This is a genomic window from Streptomyces sp. LS1784 (assembly GCF_020103755.1).
GTDB lineage: Bacteria > Actinomycetota > Actinomycetes > Streptomycetales > Streptomycetaceae > Kitasatospora.
The window spans coordinates 19,936-38,982 of sequence record NZ_JAHSQD010000018.1; the positions used below are offsets into that span (position 1 = coordinate 19,936).

At 72.5% G+C, this 19,047-nt stretch carries 15 protein-coding genes; 6 read left to right on the forward strand and 9 right to left on the reverse strand.

The window, feature by feature from the left end; genetic code table 11:
• Genes KS423_RS04570 through KS423_RS04595 form a run of 6 tightly spaced genes read left to right on the forward strand, consistent with a single transcriptional unit; the run spans window position 1 to window position 7,843 of the window.
• Window positions 1–1,095, forward strand: a complete 1,095-nt coding sequence (locus tag KS423_RS04570) for an arginase family protein (RefSeq protein ID WP_224275095.1) — start codon at window positions 1–3, stop codon at window positions 1,093–1,095.
• The gene (locus KS423_RS04575) at window positions 1,092–2,144 is read left to right on the forward strand and encodes a hypothetical protein (RefSeq protein WP_224275096.1); all 1,053 of its coding nucleotides are present in this window, start codon (window positions 1,092–1,094) and stop codon (window positions 2,142–2,144) included. Before KS423_RS04570 ends, KS423_RS04575 begins: the two co-directional genes overlap by 4 nt.
• A complete protein-coding gene (locus KS423_RS04580) occupies window positions 2,144–3,088 on the forward strand; it encodes a PHP domain-containing protein (RefSeq protein ID WP_224275098.1) in 945 nt (314 codons plus the stop codon). The genes KS423_RS04575 and KS423_RS04580 overlap by 1 nt, the downstream gene beginning before the upstream one ends.
• On the forward strand, window positions 3,085–5,697 hold the full coding sequence (locus KS423_RS04585) for a lantibiotic dehydratase (protein ID WP_224275100.1): 2,613 nt from the start codon (window positions 3,085–3,087) through the stop codon (window positions 5,695–5,697). The genes KS423_RS04580 and KS423_RS04585 overlap by 4 nt, the downstream gene beginning before the upstream one ends.
• Window positions 5,694–6,944 (forward strand): MFS transporter, encoded by a 1,251-nt coding sequence (locus tag KS423_RS04590; protein WP_224275102.1) that lies wholly within the window; start codon window positions 5,694–5,696, stop codon window positions 6,942–6,944. Before KS423_RS04585 ends, KS423_RS04590 begins: the two co-directional genes overlap by 4 nt.
• Window positions 6,941–7,843 (forward strand): phosphotransferase family protein, encoded by a 903-nt coding sequence (locus tag KS423_RS04595; RefSeq protein ID WP_224275104.1) that lies wholly within the window; start codon window positions 6,941–6,943, stop codon window positions 7,841–7,843. Before KS423_RS04590 ends, KS423_RS04595 begins: the two co-directional genes overlap by 4 nt.
• A 116-nt stretch (window positions 7,844–7,959) precedes the next feature.
• On the opposite strand, the gene KS423_RS04600 is transcribed toward KS423_RS04595, so the two are convergent.
• The 9 genes from KS423_RS04600 to KS423_RS04640 form a co-directional block, all read right to left on the reverse strand.
• Window positions 7,960–8,886, reverse strand: coding sequence for a ParB N-terminal domain-containing protein (locus KS423_RS04600; RefSeq protein WP_224275106.1), 927 nt, complete (start codon window positions 8,884–8,886; stop codon window positions 7,960–7,962).
• 150 nt (window positions 8,887–9,036) lie between these two features.
• Window positions 9,037–10,203, reverse strand: a complete 1,167-nt coding sequence (locus KS423_RS04605; protein ID WP_224275108.1) for an MFS transporter — start codon at window positions 10,201–10,203, stop codon at window positions 9,037–9,039.
• A gap of 244 nt (window positions 10,204–10,447) precedes the next feature.
• Entirely contained in the window at window positions 10,448–11,095 is a 648-nt protein-coding gene (locus tag KS423_RS04610; protein WP_224275110.1) for an HAD family hydrolase, read from the reverse strand.
• Window positions 11,096–11,212: 117 nt separating this feature from the next.
• The gene (cpt, locus tag KS423_RS04615) at window positions 11,213–11,746 is read right to left on the reverse strand and encodes a chloramphenicol phosphotransferase CPT (protein ID WP_224275112.1); all 534 of its coding nucleotides are present in this window, start codon (window positions 11,744–11,746) and stop codon (window positions 11,213–11,215) included.
• Complete coding sequence (locus KS423_RS04620) at window positions 11,743–12,594, reverse strand: TauD/TfdA family dioxygenase (RefSeq protein WP_224275114.1); 852 nt, start codon at window positions 12,592–12,594, stop codon at window positions 11,743–11,745. Before KS423_RS04620 ends, cpt begins: the two co-directional genes overlap by 4 nt.
• Window positions 12,594–13,880, reverse strand: coding sequence for an acetyl-CoA carboxylase biotin carboxylase subunit family protein (locus KS423_RS04625; RefSeq protein WP_224275116.1), 1,287 nt, complete (start codon window positions 13,878–13,880; stop codon window positions 12,594–12,596). Before KS423_RS04625 ends, KS423_RS04620 begins: the two co-directional genes overlap by 1 nt.
• Window positions 13,877–15,481, reverse strand: a complete 1,605-nt coding sequence (locus tag KS423_RS04630; protein WP_224275118.1) for an MBL fold metallo-hydrolase — start codon at window positions 15,479–15,481, stop codon at window positions 13,877–13,879. Before KS423_RS04630 ends, KS423_RS04625 begins: the two co-directional genes overlap by 4 nt.
• Window position 15,482: 1 nt before the next feature.
• Window positions 15,483–16,469, reverse strand: coding sequence for a class I SAM-dependent methyltransferase (locus tag KS423_RS04635; protein ID WP_224275119.1), 987 nt, complete (start codon window positions 16,467–16,469; stop codon window positions 15,483–15,485).
• Between the two features lie 3 nt (window positions 16,470–16,472).
• The coding region (locus tag KS423_RS04640; RefSeq protein ID WP_224275121.1) for an AMP-binding protein at window positions 16,473–19,047 on the reverse strand (2,575 nt) is incomplete at its 5' end.

Below are 19,047 nucleotides of genomic sequence, written 5' to 3' on the forward strand. Positions count from 1 at the left end.
ATGACCGAGCTCCCCGACTTCGAAGCGCTCCGGAACAGCGTCAAACCCGAGGACTTCGAGCAGGACCCGCTGCCGGGCTGGGCCGGCGTCGGCACCCTCTTCGGCGCCCCCACCACCAGCGCCGACCAGGTGGACGTCGGCGAGCAGGGCTGGGTGGTGTCCGGCGTGCCCTTCGACGCCACCGCCAGCTCCCGGCCCGGCGCCGCGGAGGGGCCGCGGGCGATCCGCCAGGCGAGCCTGGTCTTCTCCAGCTACCTCACCAGCCTGGGCCAGTGGCGGATGCTGGACACCCGCACCGGGCAGACCTTCCGCTACCACGCGCCCCGCGTCGCCGACGCCGGCGACCTGCACATCTACCCGACGGACACGGTGAAGACCTTCCAGGCCGTCGCCGCCGAGAGCCGCCGGCTGAGCCGGAACGCCCCGCGCCTGATCTTCCTCAACGGCGACCACTCCTGCACCTTCCCCACCTTCGCCGGCTTCCGCGCCGGACGGCTCGACCGCGGCGCCGGCCGGGTGGGGTTCATCAACATCGACCACCACTTCGACTTCGGCAACTGGAGCACCCTGCACGGGCCGCTCTACCACGGCTCCAACTCCCGCCGGATCAGCGAGATCCCGCAGATGCGCCCGGAGGACATCGCCTTCGTCGGGGTGGGGGACGTCACCAAGTACGACCAGTTCCGCGGCCTGCTCGACAGCGGCTTCCACGTCGTGCCCGGCTCCCAGATCACCCGGGACGGCGCCGCCGCGGCCCTGCGCCCGGTGATCGAGGAGCTCGGCTCGCGCTGCGACACGGTCTACGTCTCCCTCGACATCGACGTGCTCGACAGCGCCGCGGCGACCGGCACCGGGCACGTCACCATGGGCGGCATCGGCATCGGCGACCTCCTCGACGTCTACGAGGAGCTGCGGGCGCTGCCCGTCGGCGCCGTCGACATCGCCGAGATCGCGCCCCGCTACGACCCGTCCGGCGGCACCGCGCAGATCGCCGCCCGGCTGCTCTTCGAGTTCCTGTTCCGCACCGAGGGAGCCCCGGCCGAACTCGCGCCCTGGGCCCCCGCCGCCCCCTCCGCACCCCTGGAGCACCGGTGAGATTCACGCCCCACGAAGCGCAGTTCGACTGTACCCCGCTGGTCTCCGGCGCCCCGGCCGAGCGTGAGCGGGCGCTGGACGCGCTCGCCACCGAGGCCGTCGAGGTCATCCACCGGGTCGGCTACGCGGTCTTCCGGATCGGCCGGCTCCGGCTGGGCGTCGAGGACAGCCGCCGGCTGTCCACCGGCATCGTCGAGCGCGTGCGCACCGCACTGATCGCCCGCGGCGCCCCCGAGCGGATGCGCCTTGAGGTCGACAGGGCGCAGCAGACCTACGTGCCCGAGGGCTACACCACCCGGACCCTGCTGCCCCACCACGACGGCCAGCACTGCTCGTACCTGACGCCCAGCCTCCAGGACGCCCCCGACTGGGACCCGTCCCGGCGCACCTACGGCGACTCCGGGTACACCACCACCCCCGCGCACAAGATGTACCAGGGCATCTTCCTGCCGGAGGTCGGCGAGGGGCTGAGCGTCACCACGTACTACGACTGGCTCGGCGTGATCGACGACGTGCTGGAGCGGCGCGGCATCGACCGGGGGGCCGACCCCGCGGCCACCGCGGCCCGCTGGCTCGGCGACAACCTGCGCCGCGGCCTGGAGCGCCAGCCGGAGCACGGCTGCGCCTACCCCTCGGTGGGCGCGATGCTCGGGCTGGAGGAGCCGCTCTGGCACGGCCTGTCCTTCCACCACAGCGAGGCGGTGCTGACCAAGGAGGAGCGCCGGCGCTTCCCCACCGCCGTGCCGCTGGCCGACAGCTGTGCGTGCGGCGAGTGCCGGGGCGAGGCGGCCCGGCTGTTCTGCCACCAGGTGCTCATGGCCACCGGCCTGACCTGGGCGCAGTTCCGACGCCGCTGGGAGGTCCTCGCCCCGGGCGAGCACTGCGACCTCCTGCTCGGCCACAACCTCACCATGCTGCACGGCGGCCTGGCCGGCGGTGCGGGGCGGATCATCGAGCCGCTCTGCCTGGTCGTGGACGACCCGTCCGGCCCCGAGTACGAACGCTGGCTGGCCGCCTCCTGGCGGCGCACCCTGCCCGGAGCCCGCTGATGCGGGGGGCGCCCGCCACCCTGGCCACCCCGGTCGACCTGCACCTGCACACCCGGCACTCGGACGGGGACGAGGCGCCGGCCGAACTGGCCCGGCGGTGCATCGGGGCCGGCCTGCGGGTGGCCGCCGTGACGGACCACAACACCGTCGCGGGCGTCGCCGCCTTCGAGCGGGCCGCCGGCGGGCGCCTCACCGTGGTACCGGCCTGCGAGATCACCACCACCTGGCGCGGCGAGGAGACCCACTGCCTGGCCTACTTCGTCGACCCCGGCGACGAACGGTTCCGGCAGCGGATCGGGCGCGTCCACGACGCCGAACTGGCCTGGTGGCACACCTGGACCGACCGGGCACACGCCCTCGGCGTGCCGCTCGACCACGCGGACGTCGAGCGGCGCATCGGCGGCGACCGGGTGGCCTACGTCAACGACTACCTGGCCCTGCTGCTGGAGGCGGCCGCCGGCGACCCGCGGTTCGCCCCGTACGGCGAGGGCGACGACCGGTTCGCCCGCTTCATCGCCGACTGGTGCCGGCCCGGCCGGCCGCTGCACGTCGAACACCCGGTCAACCCCGGCCTGGTGGAGGTGCTGTCCTGGATCGAGCAGGCGGGCGGGGTCGCCGTCCTCGCCCACCCCGGGCCGCTCACCGCCGGCCTGGACGCCCCGCGGTGCGCGGCGCTGCTGGAGCCGCTGCGCGCGGCCGGCCTGGCCGGGCTGGAGGTGTGGACGAGCTGGCACACCCCGGCCGACAGCACCCGGCTCGCCGAGGCGGCCGAGCGGCTCGGCCTGGTCTCCACCGCCGGGTCCGACTACCACGGGGTGCGGGTCAAGCCCTGGGCGCCGCGCCCCGGCCTGCTGCCCGCGCTCCCCGCCGATCCGCTCGCCGTCCTGGACGCCCTGCACGACCGCCGTCCTCCCGTCCCTGCGACTTCCCAGGTGAGGCTGTGACCACCGTCAACGACCCCCGGACCACCACCGACCCCGGTGTGCGCGTCGCCTGGCAGCTCGCGCCGGTCGTCGTGCTCCGCCAGGCCGGCTTCCCGATGGAGCTGCTCGCGCCCCTGGCGGACCCGGCCGCCGCCGAAGAGGCCCGCGAACTCGTCGCCCAGGGGCGGCAACTGAAGGCGCTGGCCGACGAGTTCAAGGCCACCCTGCGCCGGCACCCGGTGCCCGGCGCCGCCAGGCTGTCCTCCCCCGCCGGCTTCCTGCTGCCCGTCCCCGAGCCCGACCTGGCCACCGCGGCCGCCGCCGTCCCCGCCGAGGCGGCCGCCGCCCTGCGCACCTACCAGGACGCCGCCCGGCGGTTCGCCGAGGAGCAGGCCCGGTTCGCCGCCCGGCACCAGGAGCGCCTCGACCGGGCCGGGGCCGCCGTGGTCGCGGCCTTCGGCGACGAACGCCTGCGGCAGGTCCTGCTGCTCTCCAACGACTCCGCCTACCCCACCTTCGCCGCCTGGCTCGACGGCTTCGACGGCTCGACCGGCCGGCGCACCCGCAAGATGACCGACCTGCTCACCATGTACCTCCAGCGGGTCACCACCAAGAACGAGACCCACTCGCACTTCGGCCCCTTCACCCCCGGCCGGGTCGGCACGGCCCCCGGCATCACCTGGTCCGGCGAGCGGGAGCTCGAACGGCGGGCGCTGTTCAGCCACTGGGCCGCCGAGAAGCTCGCCCAGAGCGCCGCCGCCGTCCCCGGCCTGCTCGACCACGCCCGGCCCCGTCGCCGCCCGCTGTCCTTCCTGCGCGACGGCCGGATCGACCTGTACGCCTTCACCACCCGCGACGGCCTGGACACCGACTGGGACTTCCGGCACCTCGGCGGGCGGCCGGTGGAACCGTACGAGGCCTGGCTGTGGCAGCACTGCGACGGCGAACGCACCCTGCGCGAACTGCGGCAGGCCTGGCAGGACGAGCTGCGCTGCCCCGTCCCCTTCGACCGGGTCCTCGCCGAACTCGCCGACCGCGAATGGGTGGTCGTCGAGTTCGAGATCCCGATCGGCGACCACCGGCCGCTGGCCGCCCTGCGCGAGCAGCTGCTCGCCGCCCCCGCCGAACCGGCCGCCCCGCTGCTCACCGCGATCGACGGCTTCGAGGCGGACCTGACCCGCTTCGCCCGGCTGCCGCTGCCCGAGCGCGCGGCCGCGCTCGCCGAGACCAAGGCCCGGTTCGAGCAGCTGACCAAAGGCCCCGCCAACCGCAACAGCGGCCTGCACTACGCCGACCGCAGCATCCTGTTCGAGGAGGCCCGCGGCCGCCCGGCCGACCTCACCGTCGGCCCGGACCTCGCCCGCTTCATCACGGACGAGCTGTCCATCGTGTACGAGACCGTGCTGGCCGGCCCGCGCCTGCGGATGCGGCGCGAACTGGTCATCCTCACCCGGTGGGTGGCCGAGCGGTTCGGGCCCGGCGTCGAGATCCCGCTGGACGTGCTCTACGCCGAGTTCTTCCGCGACCGGGAGGCCATCGCCCGGGAGTGCCTCGCCGTCGAGGCCGAACTCGCCGAACTGGACCGGGCGATCGGCGCGGCCCTGCTCGGCGAGGCCGCGACGGACCCGGACCGCTCCGAGGTCGTGGTGGACCGGGAGCGGATGGCGGCCGTCCTCGCCACCCAGCCGAGCAGCCCGCCGGCGGTCTGCGACCCGGACATCCTGTTCGCCGCGAAGAGCCGGGAGGACCTGGCCGAGGGCCGGTTCACCGCCGTCATCGGCGACTGCCACGCGGTGCGGGAGGTCATCACCCACACCAGCTTCGGCCCACTGATCCAGGAGCACACCCCCGAACTGCTCTCCGAGGTGTACCGCGGCTACCAGTCCCTGCTCGCGGACGACGAGGTGCTCGCCAACCTGTCCCGCGGCCACCCCGACAAGTCCTCCACCCAACTCGTCTACCCCTGCCACGACCTGGAGGTCTACGGCCGCTCCGCGCAGTCCCGCGACCGGGTGCTGCAGCCCTCCCAGCTGTACCTGGTGCTGCGCGGTGACCGGCTGGAGCTGCGCGCCCACGGCGTCGAGGGCCGGCTGCGCCTGATGGCGCCCCCGGCCGGCGGCCCGAGCATCCGGCAGGACCCGCTCTCCCCGTTCGCCTTCCCCCGCCACTTCGGCGGCGCCGGACTGGACGCCCCCGACCTGGCGCACATCCCGCGCATCCGCTGCGGCCGCGTCGTGCTGCAGCGCGAGACCTGGCGCATCCCCGCCGCCCGGCTGCGCGACACCACCGCCCTCGGCCGGCAGAAGGGCCGGGACGACGCCGCGCAGTTCGTCGCCGCCTGCCGGCTGCGCGCCGAGCACCGGCTGCCCCGGCACGTCTTCGTCAAGGTCCCCGGTGAGCCGAAGCCGGTCTACGTCGACTGGGAGTCCCCGCTGCTGGTGCGCCAGCTCGGCCGGCTGGCCGCCAAGACCGAGGGCACCCTGGAGATCTCCGAGATGCTGCCCGCCCCCGACCAGCGCTGGCTGGACGTGGACGGCCACCGCTACACCAGCGAACTGCGCTGCGCCGTCTTCTCGGCGGGGCAGGGCGGTTCGGCGTGGCAGGGCCCCGCCGCGGAGCCGCGCGGGTGAGCACCGACACCACCGTTTGCCCCGTCTCCGGCTACCACCGGGTCATCGGCGCCGCGGCCTCCTCCGCGGTCGGCGACGGCATGCGCTTCGCCGCGCTGCCGCTGCTGTCCACCGCGGTGCTGCACGACGCCTTCCAGGTGTCCGCGGTCACCGCGGCGACCACCGTGCCCTGGCTGCTGTTCGCCCTGCCCGCCGGGGCGTACGCCGACCGCTTCGAGCGGCGCCTGCTGATGGTCCTCGCCGACCTGCTGCGCGCCGCGGTGCTGGTCCTCACCGTCGTGCTGCTCGCCGCCGACCGGCTGACCTTCTGGCCGCTGCTCACCGCCGCGTTCCTGCTGGGCGTCGGCGAGGTGCTGTTCGACTGCGCGTCCTTCGCGCTGCTGCCGAGCGTCGTCCCCAAGGAGCGGCTGGAGTCGGCGAACGGCCGGCTCTTCGCCGTCCAGACCGTCGGCCGCGACCTGCTCGGGCAGGTCGTCGGCGGCGTGCTGTTCACGGTGGGCCGGGCGGTGCCGCTGCTGCTCGACGCGGTCTCCTTCCTGGTCTCCGCGGCACTGCTGCGCGGCGTGCGCGGGCCCGCACCCGAGCCCGGGACCGCGCCGCCCGCCGAAAAGCCCCGGCTCCTGGCCGACATCCGCGAGGGCGTGGCGCTGGTGCTGCGCGACCCGCTGCTGCGCGCCCTGACCGTCTCCGCCGGCGTCATCAACGCCGTGTACCTGGGGCAGATCGCCGTCTTCGTCATCCTGGTGCGCGACGTGCTGGAGCTCCCGGACTCCGCGTACGGGGCACTGCTGGCCGCCGGCGCGATCGGCGGCGTGGTCGGCAGCACGGTCGCGAGCCGGCTGACCACGGCGATCGGCCGGGTCCCCGCGCTGGTCGGCAACCTGGCCCTGATGGGCGTCGCGGGCCTGGCGGTGGGGGCGAGCGACCGGGTGTGGGTGGTCACCGTCGCCTACTGCCTCACCGGCTTCGCCCTGATGGTCTGGAACGTCGTCGCCGTATCGCTGCGCCAGACGATCATCCCGGACCGGATGCTCGGCCGGGCCACCGGCGTCTACCGGCTGTTCGCCTGGGGCGCGATGCCCCTCGGCGCGCTGGTCTTCGGCCGGGTGAGCGCCTCGGCCGGCCCGCGCGCCGCCTTCGCCCTCGGCGGCGTGGTCACCCTGCTGACCTGCCTGCCGATCGCCTACGCCCTGCTGAGGGACAGCAGGGTGACCGACCGTCGCAAGACTCCCGAGGATGCACCATGAGTGAGCGTTTCGCCCTACTGGACCGGCTGGCCGAGCAGTGGGGCCTCAGCGGCCTGGAACTCGTCGGCAAGGGCCTGGAGTTCACCGTCTTCCGGGCCCGGGGGCGGGACGGCGAACCGGTCGCCGTACGGCTCGCGCACCGGCGGTTCGACTCCAACGCCAACGACCCGCACGTGGACACCCGCGCCCTGCTCGTCCAGGAGTACGCCATCGCCCGGCACCTGGCCGAGCACGGCCTGCCGGTCGCCCGGGCCCGGGAGCTGGTCCTCGCCGACGACCCCGGCTCCCCCGACGTGCTGCTCTCCGACTACGTCCCCGACGACGGCTCCCCGCTCGACTCCCACGCCCTCGGACAACTCCTCGCCCGGCTGCACCGGGTGCCCCCGCCGCGGCTGCGCCCCGTCGCCGCCGAGGGCGGCAGCACGATCGACGCCCTCACCACCCGGATAGCCCGCCGCTGGTCCGAACTCGCCCGCCTCGTCGACGACTGGCCCGAGCCCCCGGCCGCCGACCTCCTCGCCCGCCGGCTCTCCCCCCTCACCGAGAGCAGCCTCCTCCACCTCGACGTGCGCAGCTCCAACATCCGCCGCCACCAGGGCCGCACCACCGCCCTCCTCGACTGGTCGAACACCCTGCTCGGCTCCCCCGCCCTGGAGTTCGGCCGGCTCGCCGAATACGCCCGCTACCCCGAGAACGACCTCGACCTCACCGCCCTCCGCGCCGGTTACGCGACCATCGCCCCCGTCCCCGCCGAGGACGATCCGTGCCTCCTCGCCTGCCGCCTGGACGCCGCCCTGATGCTCGCCCTGGTCTTCCTCTCCGAAGCCCCCGACCCCACCCGCGGCCCCACCGCCGCCGCCCACGCCCGCGACCTGGCCCACCGCCTCACCCGCTTCTGACGCCGCCGGACTCGCCACCGCCGTACGAGGTTCGGAGCAGCCGGCGCTTCGCGTGGGTGATCCGGCACGGCCTGTCCGCACGGCCGCCCCGGCCCCTCGGCGACGGCCGTGCGAGGTCAGCCGGCCAGGGAGTCCTCGGCGCTGCGCAGCTCCTGGGCGATGCCCAGGAGGTCGTCCGCGCAGGCGGACAGGATCTCCGCGACCGCGGTCCTGCCGTGCACCGGAATGGCGGGGGCGAGCCGCTTCCAGTCCTCCGCGCTGGACAGCTGCGTGCGTAGCTGCTGCAGGACGAAGCGCCCGTTCTCACTGAGCCGGAGGGACGGATCCCGGCGGAGCCGGTCGAAGATGGTGATCCGCTCCACCGGGTCGGAGACGGCTTCCGGCCCCGGGCGACCGGTTCGGTTCGGGATCCGCACGGGCCCCGCCGGACGGCCCGTCCGGCACCTCGTCGGCACGGGCTCCTGACCGCTCGCCAGGCGCTGCCGGACGTCCCGGACGGTGCCCACCGAGATTCCGGCCTGTCGCGCGACCTCCCGCAGGGACGCCGACGGGTTCTGCCGGATCAGCTCCGCGGCGGCGGCGCGCCCCGCCGCGGTGCTCGCCGGGCGGGCGCGGCCGTCGCAGCCGGTGCGCACCTCGGGCTGCGCCTCCTGCTCACCGGACCGCTGCCGGATCGCCCCCACGCTCTTGGCACTCAGACCGCTCATCTTGGCGATGTAGCGATCCGACCAGTCCGGGTGGTAGCTGAGCAGGCGCAGCGCGGCCTGCTTCCGTTCCTCAAGGGAGAGCGGGAGTCCGTGCCGGACGTTGGACTCCACCGCGAGCAGGAAGGCCGCCTGCTCGTCCCCGTCGAACCACCGTACGGCGATGGTGCTTTCCTTGCGCAGCGTCGCCGCGTGCAGCCGGTGCATCCCGTCCACCACCCGCATCGTCTCGCGGTGCACCAGGATCGGCTCGAACTCGGTTTCGCTCTCCGCGAGCCGGCGGACGTGCTCGACGTCGATGCCGAAACGCGGCGAATCGGCCGGCCGCAACGAGCTCAACGCTATAGGGGTACTCGATTCAGGATCACGACAATACGGGGCTTTCGGCATGGCAGGGTCTTCTCCTGGAACAGGCCGGCGCCGAGTCCGGAACGCCGACTCGAAGGCGAGGTTTCACGAATGGCCGGGCGCGGTGGCGCCGGACGGCGGCTATGCGCGCTGGTAGGCGGGGCGCATTGCGCGCAAGCTCACCACGGACAGCAGGAGCGCGACGAGGGAGGCCGCGACGATTGCCGACTGGACGGAAAGATAGGACGTGGCGAGCGCGATGTACCCGCCCGCCAGCGGAAGTCCGAGCAACGAGAGAATCATCGTGATCGAGATGGTCAGCGCGTAGTTCTTCTCCGGCATGGCCGCGTTCCGGACCACTCTGGCGTGCACCGAGAAGGCCACCAGGGGGCCGGCCACCAGGCAGAAGGACAGGGCGATGACGGGCACACCGGTGGAGAAGGCGAGCAGCAGCGGACTGGCCGGGATCACGAGCGAGGCCATGATTCCCAGCGGCTCCACCAGGTTCTTCTCCGCGATCCTCGAACTCGACAGGAAGTACGCGAGCGAGACCACGGCGGCCAGTCCGTACACGATCCCCAGGTAGATCTCGGACCGCCCGCCGACGTGCAGGACCAGGTCGGGAAGGGCCGTGTACATGAGGCCGAAGGCGAAGTTCGTCGACATCATGAGGATGCCGAGCCAGCGCAGGGTGACGCTGCCGGCGACGAAGCCGAACGCCTCCCCGATCGCCGTGAAGGTGCCGCCCAACGAGGCCCGGCCCCGGCGTTCGTCGCTCGACATGCTCCAGGCCAGCACCAGGAGGAGCGCGTAGGACAGGGCCGAGATGAGGAAGAGCAGGTGCGGGGCGAGGTGCACCACGATCCACGCGCCGCAGATGGGCACGATCACCTGCATCGCCTGCTGGTTGAACTGGAAGAAGGAGAAGGCCTTCGCGACCTCGCCTTCGCCTTCCAGCACGGTGATGTGCTTCTCGAAGGCGACGTAGGCCAGCAGGTTGAACAGCGACAGCACTCCGCCCACGCAGATGTACGCGGCCGCGCTCTCCGATCCCAGCAGGATTCCGAAGAACAGGAAGCAGACGCCGAACCGGACCGCGTTCGATCCCACGAAGACGTTCCGGACGCCGTAGCGGTCCACGATGATTCCGGTCAGCGGGAGCACCAGGATGGTCGGCAGCCACTCGACCAGGAGCGACACACCCGAGGACTGCACACTGCCGGTGACCCGGAACACCATGATCGGAATGGCAAAGAGCAGGAAGCGCTCGATAAAGGTCTGGAAAAGCAGATAGATTTTGAGCGACAAGAATTCTCCCCCGTGCGCCGCGCGAGGTCGCCGCCGGCGCCGCCTAATGCGAGTTGCGCGTTGACGTGATCATGTCACCCTCACATCCTGACCCAGCCATAGCGGACTGTCAACATGCTTGAAACAAAAACAGAAGCGGCGTGAATCCCCTGCCCCGGCCCCTCCGCACCAGTCCGCCGCAGCCGCGAGTGGAGCGCGCCGAATTCGCCTCCTCGAATTCCAAACGTGAGCCGCCTCACGCCCTTTAGGCCATCGTCGACATCAGGAGCGGGAAGGCGTCCGCCACCGTCTCCACGATCCGGTCCGGGACCGGCACCCCGGCCGGCAGCGCGCTGCCCTGCGAGACCCAGATCGTCGACATGCCCAGGGGTGCGGCGCCCGCGACGTCGTGCTCCAGGGAGTCGCCGACCATCCACGCGCCCTCCAGTCCGGTGGCGGCGCGGCGCGCGACGAGCCGGAAGACGTCCGGGTGGGGCTTGCTCACCACCTCGTCGTCGGCGAAGCACACGGCGTCGAACAGGTCGGCCAGGCCGTCACGCATCTTGGGCCGTTGCTGGTCCTCCCTGCCGTTGGTCAACAGGGCCAGCAGCCAGCCGTGTTCACGCAGCGCGCGGAGCTGCTCCGGGACACCGTCGAAGGTCCGCACGAGCCGCGGCCAGCGCTCCCAGAACAGGCGCCGCAGCTCGGCCGGCGACTCGGGGAAGCCGAAGCGGTCGACGATCGCGCGGAAGGTCTCCGCCGGGGACACCGGCCGCTGCTGCTCGTTGCGCAGGAACTCCAGTCCGTCCGGTCCCAGGCCGCGCTGCTCGGTCAGCTCGACGAACCACCGGTCGATCGCGCCGGTGCTGTCCACCAGGGTGTCGTCGAGATCGAATATGGCGAACTTCTTCACGCGTGACCACGCATCCTCGGGTCGGTGGAGCGAGCAGGGAACGAGCCCGCGGCTCGTGGTTCCGAGCCGTGGGGCCGCCCCCGGTGCCGGGGGCGGCCCCTCGGTCATGACTCCTGGTCAGACCACGTGGGCCGCGATGATGCGGGCGCACTCGATGGACTCGGTGGTGCCGGTGTCGACCTCGACGTCGTAGACGACGTCCTTGTGCACGACCTCTGCCTGCGAGGCCGCCATCCCCGCCACCCGGTCGCCGCGCGCCACCTCGCGGCCGGCGGCGATCTCCGGGTCGCAGCGCACGCCGACCCAGAGCACCTCCAGGCCCTCCAGGTGTCCGCGCAGGCGCTCCTGGGAGGCGGCGCCGCCGAGGAAGACGTCGTCGATGATGACCCTGGCGCCCGCCCGCGCCATCGCGGCGATCCCCGCCGTCCAGGCGGCCTCCGCCTGGCGGAAGGCGTCACCCACCGAGACCTCGCCGTTCTGCCCCAGCTCCACGCCCGTGCCCGACTGCATCAGGGTCGCCGGCAGTGCCGCGATGAGGTCGTCCACGCCGAGGCTGAGCCAGACCTGGGGCAGGACTGCCTTCAGGCAGCGGGTGATTCCGGTCTTGCCGGAGCTCGATCCGCCGTTGAGAACGATGATCTGTGTCGTCACTTGATCGGCACGCCTTCCAAGGTGATTCGTTCCATCTTCCGGTCATGCGGCCAGTAGTCCGAGACCGCGTAGTGCTGCGCCGCCAGGTTGTCCCAGATGGCCACGTCGCCTTCCTCCCACTGGAACCGGCACTGGAACTCCGGTCGCCAGGCCAGGAGATGGACCATGTCGAGGATCCGGCGGCTCTCCTCGGCGCTCACGCCCTCGATGCGGACGCCGGAGACCTTGTTGGAGAACAGTATCTTCTCACCGGTGAACGGGTGGGTGAGCACGAGCGGGTGGGACTGCGGCGGGTACTTCTCCTGCAGCTGGCGCAGCACGTCCTCGTGGTCGACGAAGGCGGAACGGTAGATCTGCACCCAGTCGTGGACGATCCGGAGCTCCTCCAGCTCCTTCTGCACCGAGTCGCTGAGCGAGTCGAAGGCCTTGCCCATGTTCGCCCAGCAGGTGTCGCCGCCCCGGGGCGGGATCTGAACGGCCCTCAGGATCGACGCGAAGGTCGGCACGGCCCGCCAGTTGAGGTCGCTGTGCCAGGAGTTGAGGTTTCCGGTGACCTTCGCGTCGTGGTAGATGCCGGTGATCTCCGGGTACTCGTGGTACGGCTGGAACGGGGAGATGCCCACCACCGCCGGCTCGTCCTCGGTCCGGAAGGGGTGCACCTCGGTCTTGCCGATCAGCTGCGCCACCTTCGCGAAGGTGTGCCGGTCGAGGTGCTGGCTCTTGAAGAACACCGCCTTGTGCTGCAGCAGCAACTCCAGCACGAAGTCGCGGAGTCCGGGGTCGGCCGGGTCCAGCCGGTAGTCGTCGACGACCACCCCGATGTGTGTGCCCAGCTTCTTTCGCGCCATCACTCGTCTCCCGTCTTCGTGGTGAGTGTGTAGGTGTGGACGATCTGCGCCATGCTCAGCTCCACCGCGCGCATGGACTCCCCGACGACCAGGAACCTCCCGCCGTTGGGCCAGACGTTGCCGCTCGCCCGCAGCACCTCGCCCACCGCGGGGAGGTCGGCGGCCAGCACCGCGCCGGGCAGGTCCTCGGGTGCGGTGACCTCGACGACCCGGCCGAGCTTCCTCCCGGGCAACGGCATGTACAGCCATCCGGAGGCGCCCGGTTCCCGGTGGTCCAGCATCGTGGTGGGGGCGGACGGCAGTTCCGAGGGCCTGCCGAGGCAGGCCAGCACCGCTTCCCGCGCCAGGTCGACGCCGAAGACCGTGCGCTGGTGCCAGGAGATGCCGGCGCCGCCGAACCGGTTGCCGATCTCCAGGAAGACCAGCTCGTCCGCGGGGGTGTGGAACAGTTCGAGGTGGATCACGCTGTCCGTCAGCCCCAGGACGCGGACCACCGTCGCGGTGAACTCCCGCATCCGCTCCGCGAGCGCGGGGTCGTCCTCGGTCACCGCGGCCAGCGGGCTGTCCCCGTGCTGGAAGTCGAAGCAGGTGTCCAGGTAGCGGGAGGCGCAGAACCAGCGCAGCGTGCCGTCGCGCACCACCCCGTCGATGTGGTAGATCGCCCCGTCGATGAACTCCTCGGCCTCGTGGCCCGGTTCGATGCCACCCGCCGCGGCGAGGGCCAGCAGCGCGGCGCCTTCGTCGAGGATCCGCACCCCGATGCTCGCGCCCTGGCTGCGCGGCTTGAGCACGACCCGCCCCGTCAACCCGCTCGCGAAGCGCTCCAGTTCGGTGAACGCCGTGTCCGGCCCGACGGCCAGGTGGCGCGGCACCGGCACGCCGGCCTGCGCCAGCACGTGCTTCATCGGCACCTTGTCCCGGCACAGGGTGGCCGTGCGCACGGTCGTGCCGGGTACCCCGAAGTGCTCGCGCAGCCGCGCGGCCGGCAGCGTGGTGTGCTCGTACAGCCCCACGACCGCGGCGGGGGGCCCGAACTCGGCGGCCAGGCCGGCCACCAGGTCACGGATGCGGTCCGCGGCGCGATCGTACGTGTCCAGGTCGTTCGGGTCCGCGTCCGGCAGGTCCAGGACGGCGATCCGGGCGAACCGGGACGCCAGCTCGGCGGGCAGCCGCTCGGCGCTGCCGCGCGCCATCACGGCGGTCACGTGGTCGGCCTCGAAGTCGACGGTGTGGGCCTCCGAGGCGTGGAAGCCGACGTGGACGACGTGCTGCCTGCCCGGCTTCACGGCCGCACCGCGATCGACTCGTGGAGGAACAGCCGCTTGGAGGTGCCGCCCCGCTCCCGGACGTAGCCGACCAGCTTGTCACTGTCGACCATCGCCGGGTGCGACTCGTCGTACTCGATGCACATCACCGCTCCCAACCAGGGCTCCTGGCCCATCGCGTACACGTAGACCGAGCGGGCCTGGAGGGTGTCCACGATCGCCGCCGCCTGCTCGAAGTTGCTGCCCTTGAGGCGGCGGCCCGCGTCCACCCGGCGCTCCAGCCTCTCGGGGAACAGCGGCCCGTACAGCCAGCTGACCGGAGCGCCCACGCTCTCCATCCCGATGAACACGGTGTCCACCGGGCCCACCGCCGCCGCCACCTGGGCGTACAGGTGGGGCGAGACGTTGGTGGAGTCCGCGGCGAACAGCACCCGGGTGCCGTCCAGGTCCAGCAGCCAGCCGCACTTGGTGCGGATCCGGATGTCGCCGTGCTCCCCGAGGAAGGGCAGCGCGGTGATGGCGCCGCCAGGGGTGTCGAGGGAGTCCAGGTCGTCCAGCTCCACCACGTCCGGAAAGCCGAGCACGCCCAGGATCCGCTTCAGGTCCGGGTCCACCAGGCTGGAGTTGGCGGACTTCGCGATGACCACCCGCCCGACCCGGTGCCGGATCTTGAGCAGGGTCTCCAGGAGCATGTGGTCCTGGTGGTTGTGAGTGATCATCACGTAGTCGATGCGCTCGGGCAGGTCGTCGAAGGTGAACCTGCCGTCGCTCCGGTGCTCGTAGCCGCTGTAGCTGACCACCGGGTCGACCAGGAACGTGGTACCCCGGTGCCGCACGAACACGCAGGCGTGGCCGAGGTATTCGATGACGTCCTCGCCACTGCCGTCCGGCCGGGAGCCGGACGGGTCCGGGTCCTCCTCGAAGAAGGACCGGAAGGTCTGCGCGCGCTCGCCCGTCAGGCCGAGGTCCGCGCCGATCCGGTCCAGCTCCTCGGGGGTGAGGCCGCCGCGGAAGACCGCGTCCAGCAGCGGCGAGTCCAGCGGAACGGTCACCAGCAGCTGCTCGGGGGTGTATTCGAGCACGGGCGTGGTGAGGGCGAAGCTCCGGGCGTCCTCGGTGACGCGGGAGAACCGGACCTGCTGCAGGCCGGGGGTGAAGTGGCGGGAGGCGTAGAGCAGCGGCTCGATGAACCGGTAGTCGGGCGTGCGGTTGTCCCGCCCGTAGAACAGCTCCACACGGCCGGCCAGCGGCTCGGGCAGCTTCCGGTACACCGCCTCCGTCGTCGCCCCGGTCAGACCGGGCAGGATCTCCTGCTCCAACTCGTCGATGGCGTCGGCGAGTTCGAGCAGCGGAGCGTACTGCTCGCGGGCGTCCTGGTACCAGTGCTCGATCTTCCCGTACGCGTCCTCACCCTGCTCGTGCACGAACGGGCCGCCCTGGAAGCGGGCCTGCTTCAGCGCGGTGCGGTGCGCCCCGGGATCCTCCAGGTAGGACTCGACGATGCTCCGGTAGTGGTTCTTCAGGTACTTCGCCAGCGTCTGCGGCGGCAGCAGGTACGACCAGGCGTACCACCCGGCCACGGCCGGCTCGGCGATGACGTTCCGCTTCAGGGACAGGGTCACATCAGTCTCCGAGTTCACCGACGTAGTACTGGAAGACGTAGTCCTCCTGCCGGGCGGTGGTCTGCCGCACCCGCAGTCCCGCCCCTCGCAGGTCGAAGGCGTCGAGCAGCAGGGGCGTGTGGCCGAGCAGCACCATCGTGCCGCCCGGGCGCAGCGTGGCCACCAGGCGCGGCAGGATCTCCCGCGCCTGGGCCGTGGAGACCACCTCCGCGTTGAGGAAGCGGCTGAAGAGGATGTCGACGCTGCCGGGCTCCGGCCTGGGGTTCATGGCGTCGCCCTGGTACACCCGCTCCAGACGCCGCTGGGCGAACTCGGCCATCTGCAGGCTCAGGTCCTGGCCGACGGTCCTGATCCGGGCCGGATCGAGGCTCGCGAAGTCGGACAGGAAGCGACCGGTCGAGCAGGCCGGGTCATAGGCGAGGACGTCCTCGGTGAGAGCGCCGAACACCGGGCCGAACAGTTCCCTGGTGTAGCGGCGGATGTGGTCCTCGCCCAGGCTCAGGAAGGCGTCCCGCTCCTCGCTGACCTGCCAGCCGTCGGGCGGGCTGGTCTTCTCCCGCCCCGCTTCCCGCTGCTTGGTGAACGGGTGGACGAGCTCGGTGAGCGGTGTGATCGCCTCGAACGCCACCTGGCGCGCGGACTCGTCCAGCGGGCGGAAGACCACCCGCGCGTCGCCGATCGAGGTGCGGATCGACTCCACCTCGCCGACGACGTTGTACCAGTGCACCCGGCTGCACAGCAGGCCCGGCATGTCCTGGTCCAGGACGTAGTCGGAGATCGTCTTGTACCCGGCGTACCACCGCGCCCCGACCCGGAACACGAAGATCCGCTCGGGCCGGCCGGTGAGCTCCTCCCGCAGACAGTGGCCCCCGGGCTGCTCCCAGCGGGAGAAGTCGCCCGCCCGCAGCTCGGTCCTGGCCTTGATCTCGTCCTCGATGACGGCGGCATCGAGGGGCTTGCCCCGGCACCAGCCCTTCTCGGTGTCCATTCGCTACGCTCCCAGGTGGGTGAGTCGGAGTTCCCTGATGATCGGCCGGTCCGTGGTGCGGACCGCCTCGCCCGTGCCCGCCTCGCCCAGCGACACCCGCAGCCCGGCCAGGATCCGGACGTCGGCGGTGGCGTCCTCCGTCATGGCGTTCAGCCACTCCTGCGGGCTCACCGACCGGGCTTCGCCGAGGCCGAGTTCGTCCCGCAGCTGGTCGGGGTCGTAGGTGCGGTGGACGAGTACCTCACGGGTACCCGCCCCGTCCGAGGCGGCCGCGGACAGCAGGGCGTCCGCGACGTCGGAGACGTGGCAGACCGGGACGAGCCGGTCCAGGCGGGGCAGCATGCCGTGCCGCAGCGACAGCCGCAGCATCTGCGCGAACACGTCCCGCTCCAGGAAGCCGCCCTCCCGGGCGGTGTGCCCGTACACCAGCCCGGCGCGCAGCAGATCGACACCGCAGCGCTCGCCCTCCAGCGCGTCGATGTACGTCTCGGCCACGAACTTCGACTGCGAGTACGGGTCCCGGACCGCGGTCAGCGCCTGCGGGGTCAGCGGGACGAACTGCGGCCCGACCGAGGCCGCGGACAGGAACACGAAGCGCTGCGCGTCCCGGGCGGCGGCCGCCCGCACCAGGCCTCGGGTGGCGGCGACGCTGCCGTTCAACTGCCGCTCCAGCGGCAGAAGATGGTTGACCTGGTAGCCGCAGTGAACCACGGCACCCCAGCGCGCGTCCGCCTCGACGGCACCCTCGGCGATCGCCTCGATGTCCTGGTAGCCGAGGAACTCGACCCCGGCGAAGTCCGCGGGATCCCGCTCGAAGCGCGCACGGTGGCGCGACACCAGCTCCCGCGGGTCGCTGGTGGTGACCACGACGATCCGCCGGCCGCTGCCGAGGAGCCGGTCCAGCACGTGTCCGCCGATGAAACCGCCGGCGCCGGTGACCACCACGGGACGCTGTACCGCGCCCCCCGAGGCCGGGCGCAGGCCCTCAAGCGCCGTCCGGAACGCGGCCAGCTCCGCGGTGACGGCGCCGGTGACCACCACGGGACGCTGTACCGCGCCCCCCGAGGCCGGGCGCAGGCCCTCAAGCGCCGTCCGGAACGCGGCCAGCTCCGCGGTGACGGCGGCGGCGACCCGTTCCTCGGGCGGGGACTGTGGCGCGGGTGCTTCGAGGCCCGCCTCCGGCCCGTCCGGCGAGTCCGGCGCCCCGGACAGGCCGCGCAGGCCGGTCACGAAATCGTCGACGGTGAAGTCGTAGTTGAGCAGGTCGAACACGGTCTGCACGGCGTCCTCGCCGAAGACCTCGCTCAGCGCCACCTGGATCCGCACCAGCGCGAGCGAGTTCCCGCCCGCGTCGAAGATCGAGACGGCCGGGTCCAGGGCGGTGCCGAGGACCCGTTCGGCGATGGCGCGGACGGTCTCCGTCTCGTCTCCGCCGGCCGGCTCCGGGCTGTCCGCCCGCTGCTCGTCCCGGTGCTCCCGGACCTGCCGCAACAGGTCCCGCAGCGCCGCCCGGTCCGCCTTGCCGTGGTCGGTGACGGGGAGTTCGGGCAGCGCGAGCAGGACGTCCGGCATCTCCCACGGCGGCAGCAGCTCACTCAGCCAGGTCCGCAGCTCCGCCTCGGGCCGGTCCACCGCGGTGTGCGCCATCACCAGCGCGCCGTCCTCGGCCATCAACACCACGGAAGCCTCCAGCAGCTGGGCGAGCCAGCCGCCCAGCCCGGACAGGCCGATCCGGTGGCCGAGGCGCTTGATCTGCTCGTCCATCCGGCCCAGGTAGGACAACTCGCCGTCGTGCAGCTCGACTTCGTCACCCGTGTGGTAGGCGGGTCGGCCGTCGACGGTGGTGAACGGCCCCGGCTCGTCCACGGACCGGCCCTCGTAACCGAGCGCCACCCCGGCGCCCACCATGACCAGCTCGCCCCGGCCGCTCTCGGCGTACGTGCCGCGCTCGGCGTCGTACACCCGGGCGGTGTACCCGTCGATCGGCCGGCCGACCGTGGACGCGAACCGGGACGGCTCGGCGACGCTGAAGCACACCGTCCCCTCGGTCGGGCCGTAGGCGTTCAGCACGCGGCTGTAGCGCAGGGCCGCGCGGAACTCCACCTCGGACAGGGCCTCGCCGGCGAACACGACGGTGCCGATCGCCTTGCGCGCCTCCTCGTCCAGCCGGGCGTACACCGACGGCGGAAGGGTGATGATGTCGCAGCCGTGCTCGCGCAGGTGGCGGCCCACCGCGCCGAGCCACGAACCGCCGTCCCAGCCCGGTACCACCAGCGTCGCGCCCGCGTACAGCGCCACCAGGAGTTCGGCGACGGAGGCGTCGAAGGACAGCGAGGAGAACTGCAGCATCCGGTCGCCGGGGCGCACGCCGAAGAGCCGGGTCTGGGCGCGGCAGAGGTTCTCGACACCGGCGTGGCCGACGTTCACCAGCTTGGGCAGGCCCGTCGAGCCGGAGGTGAAGATGGAGTACGCCACCTGCGCGGCGGGCCACACCTCGGGCACCGCTTGCGGCCCGTGCGCGTCGGCCTGCGCCGCGCAGGCGGCGGCGACCTCGTCGGCCCCGAGCACCCGGCCCGCC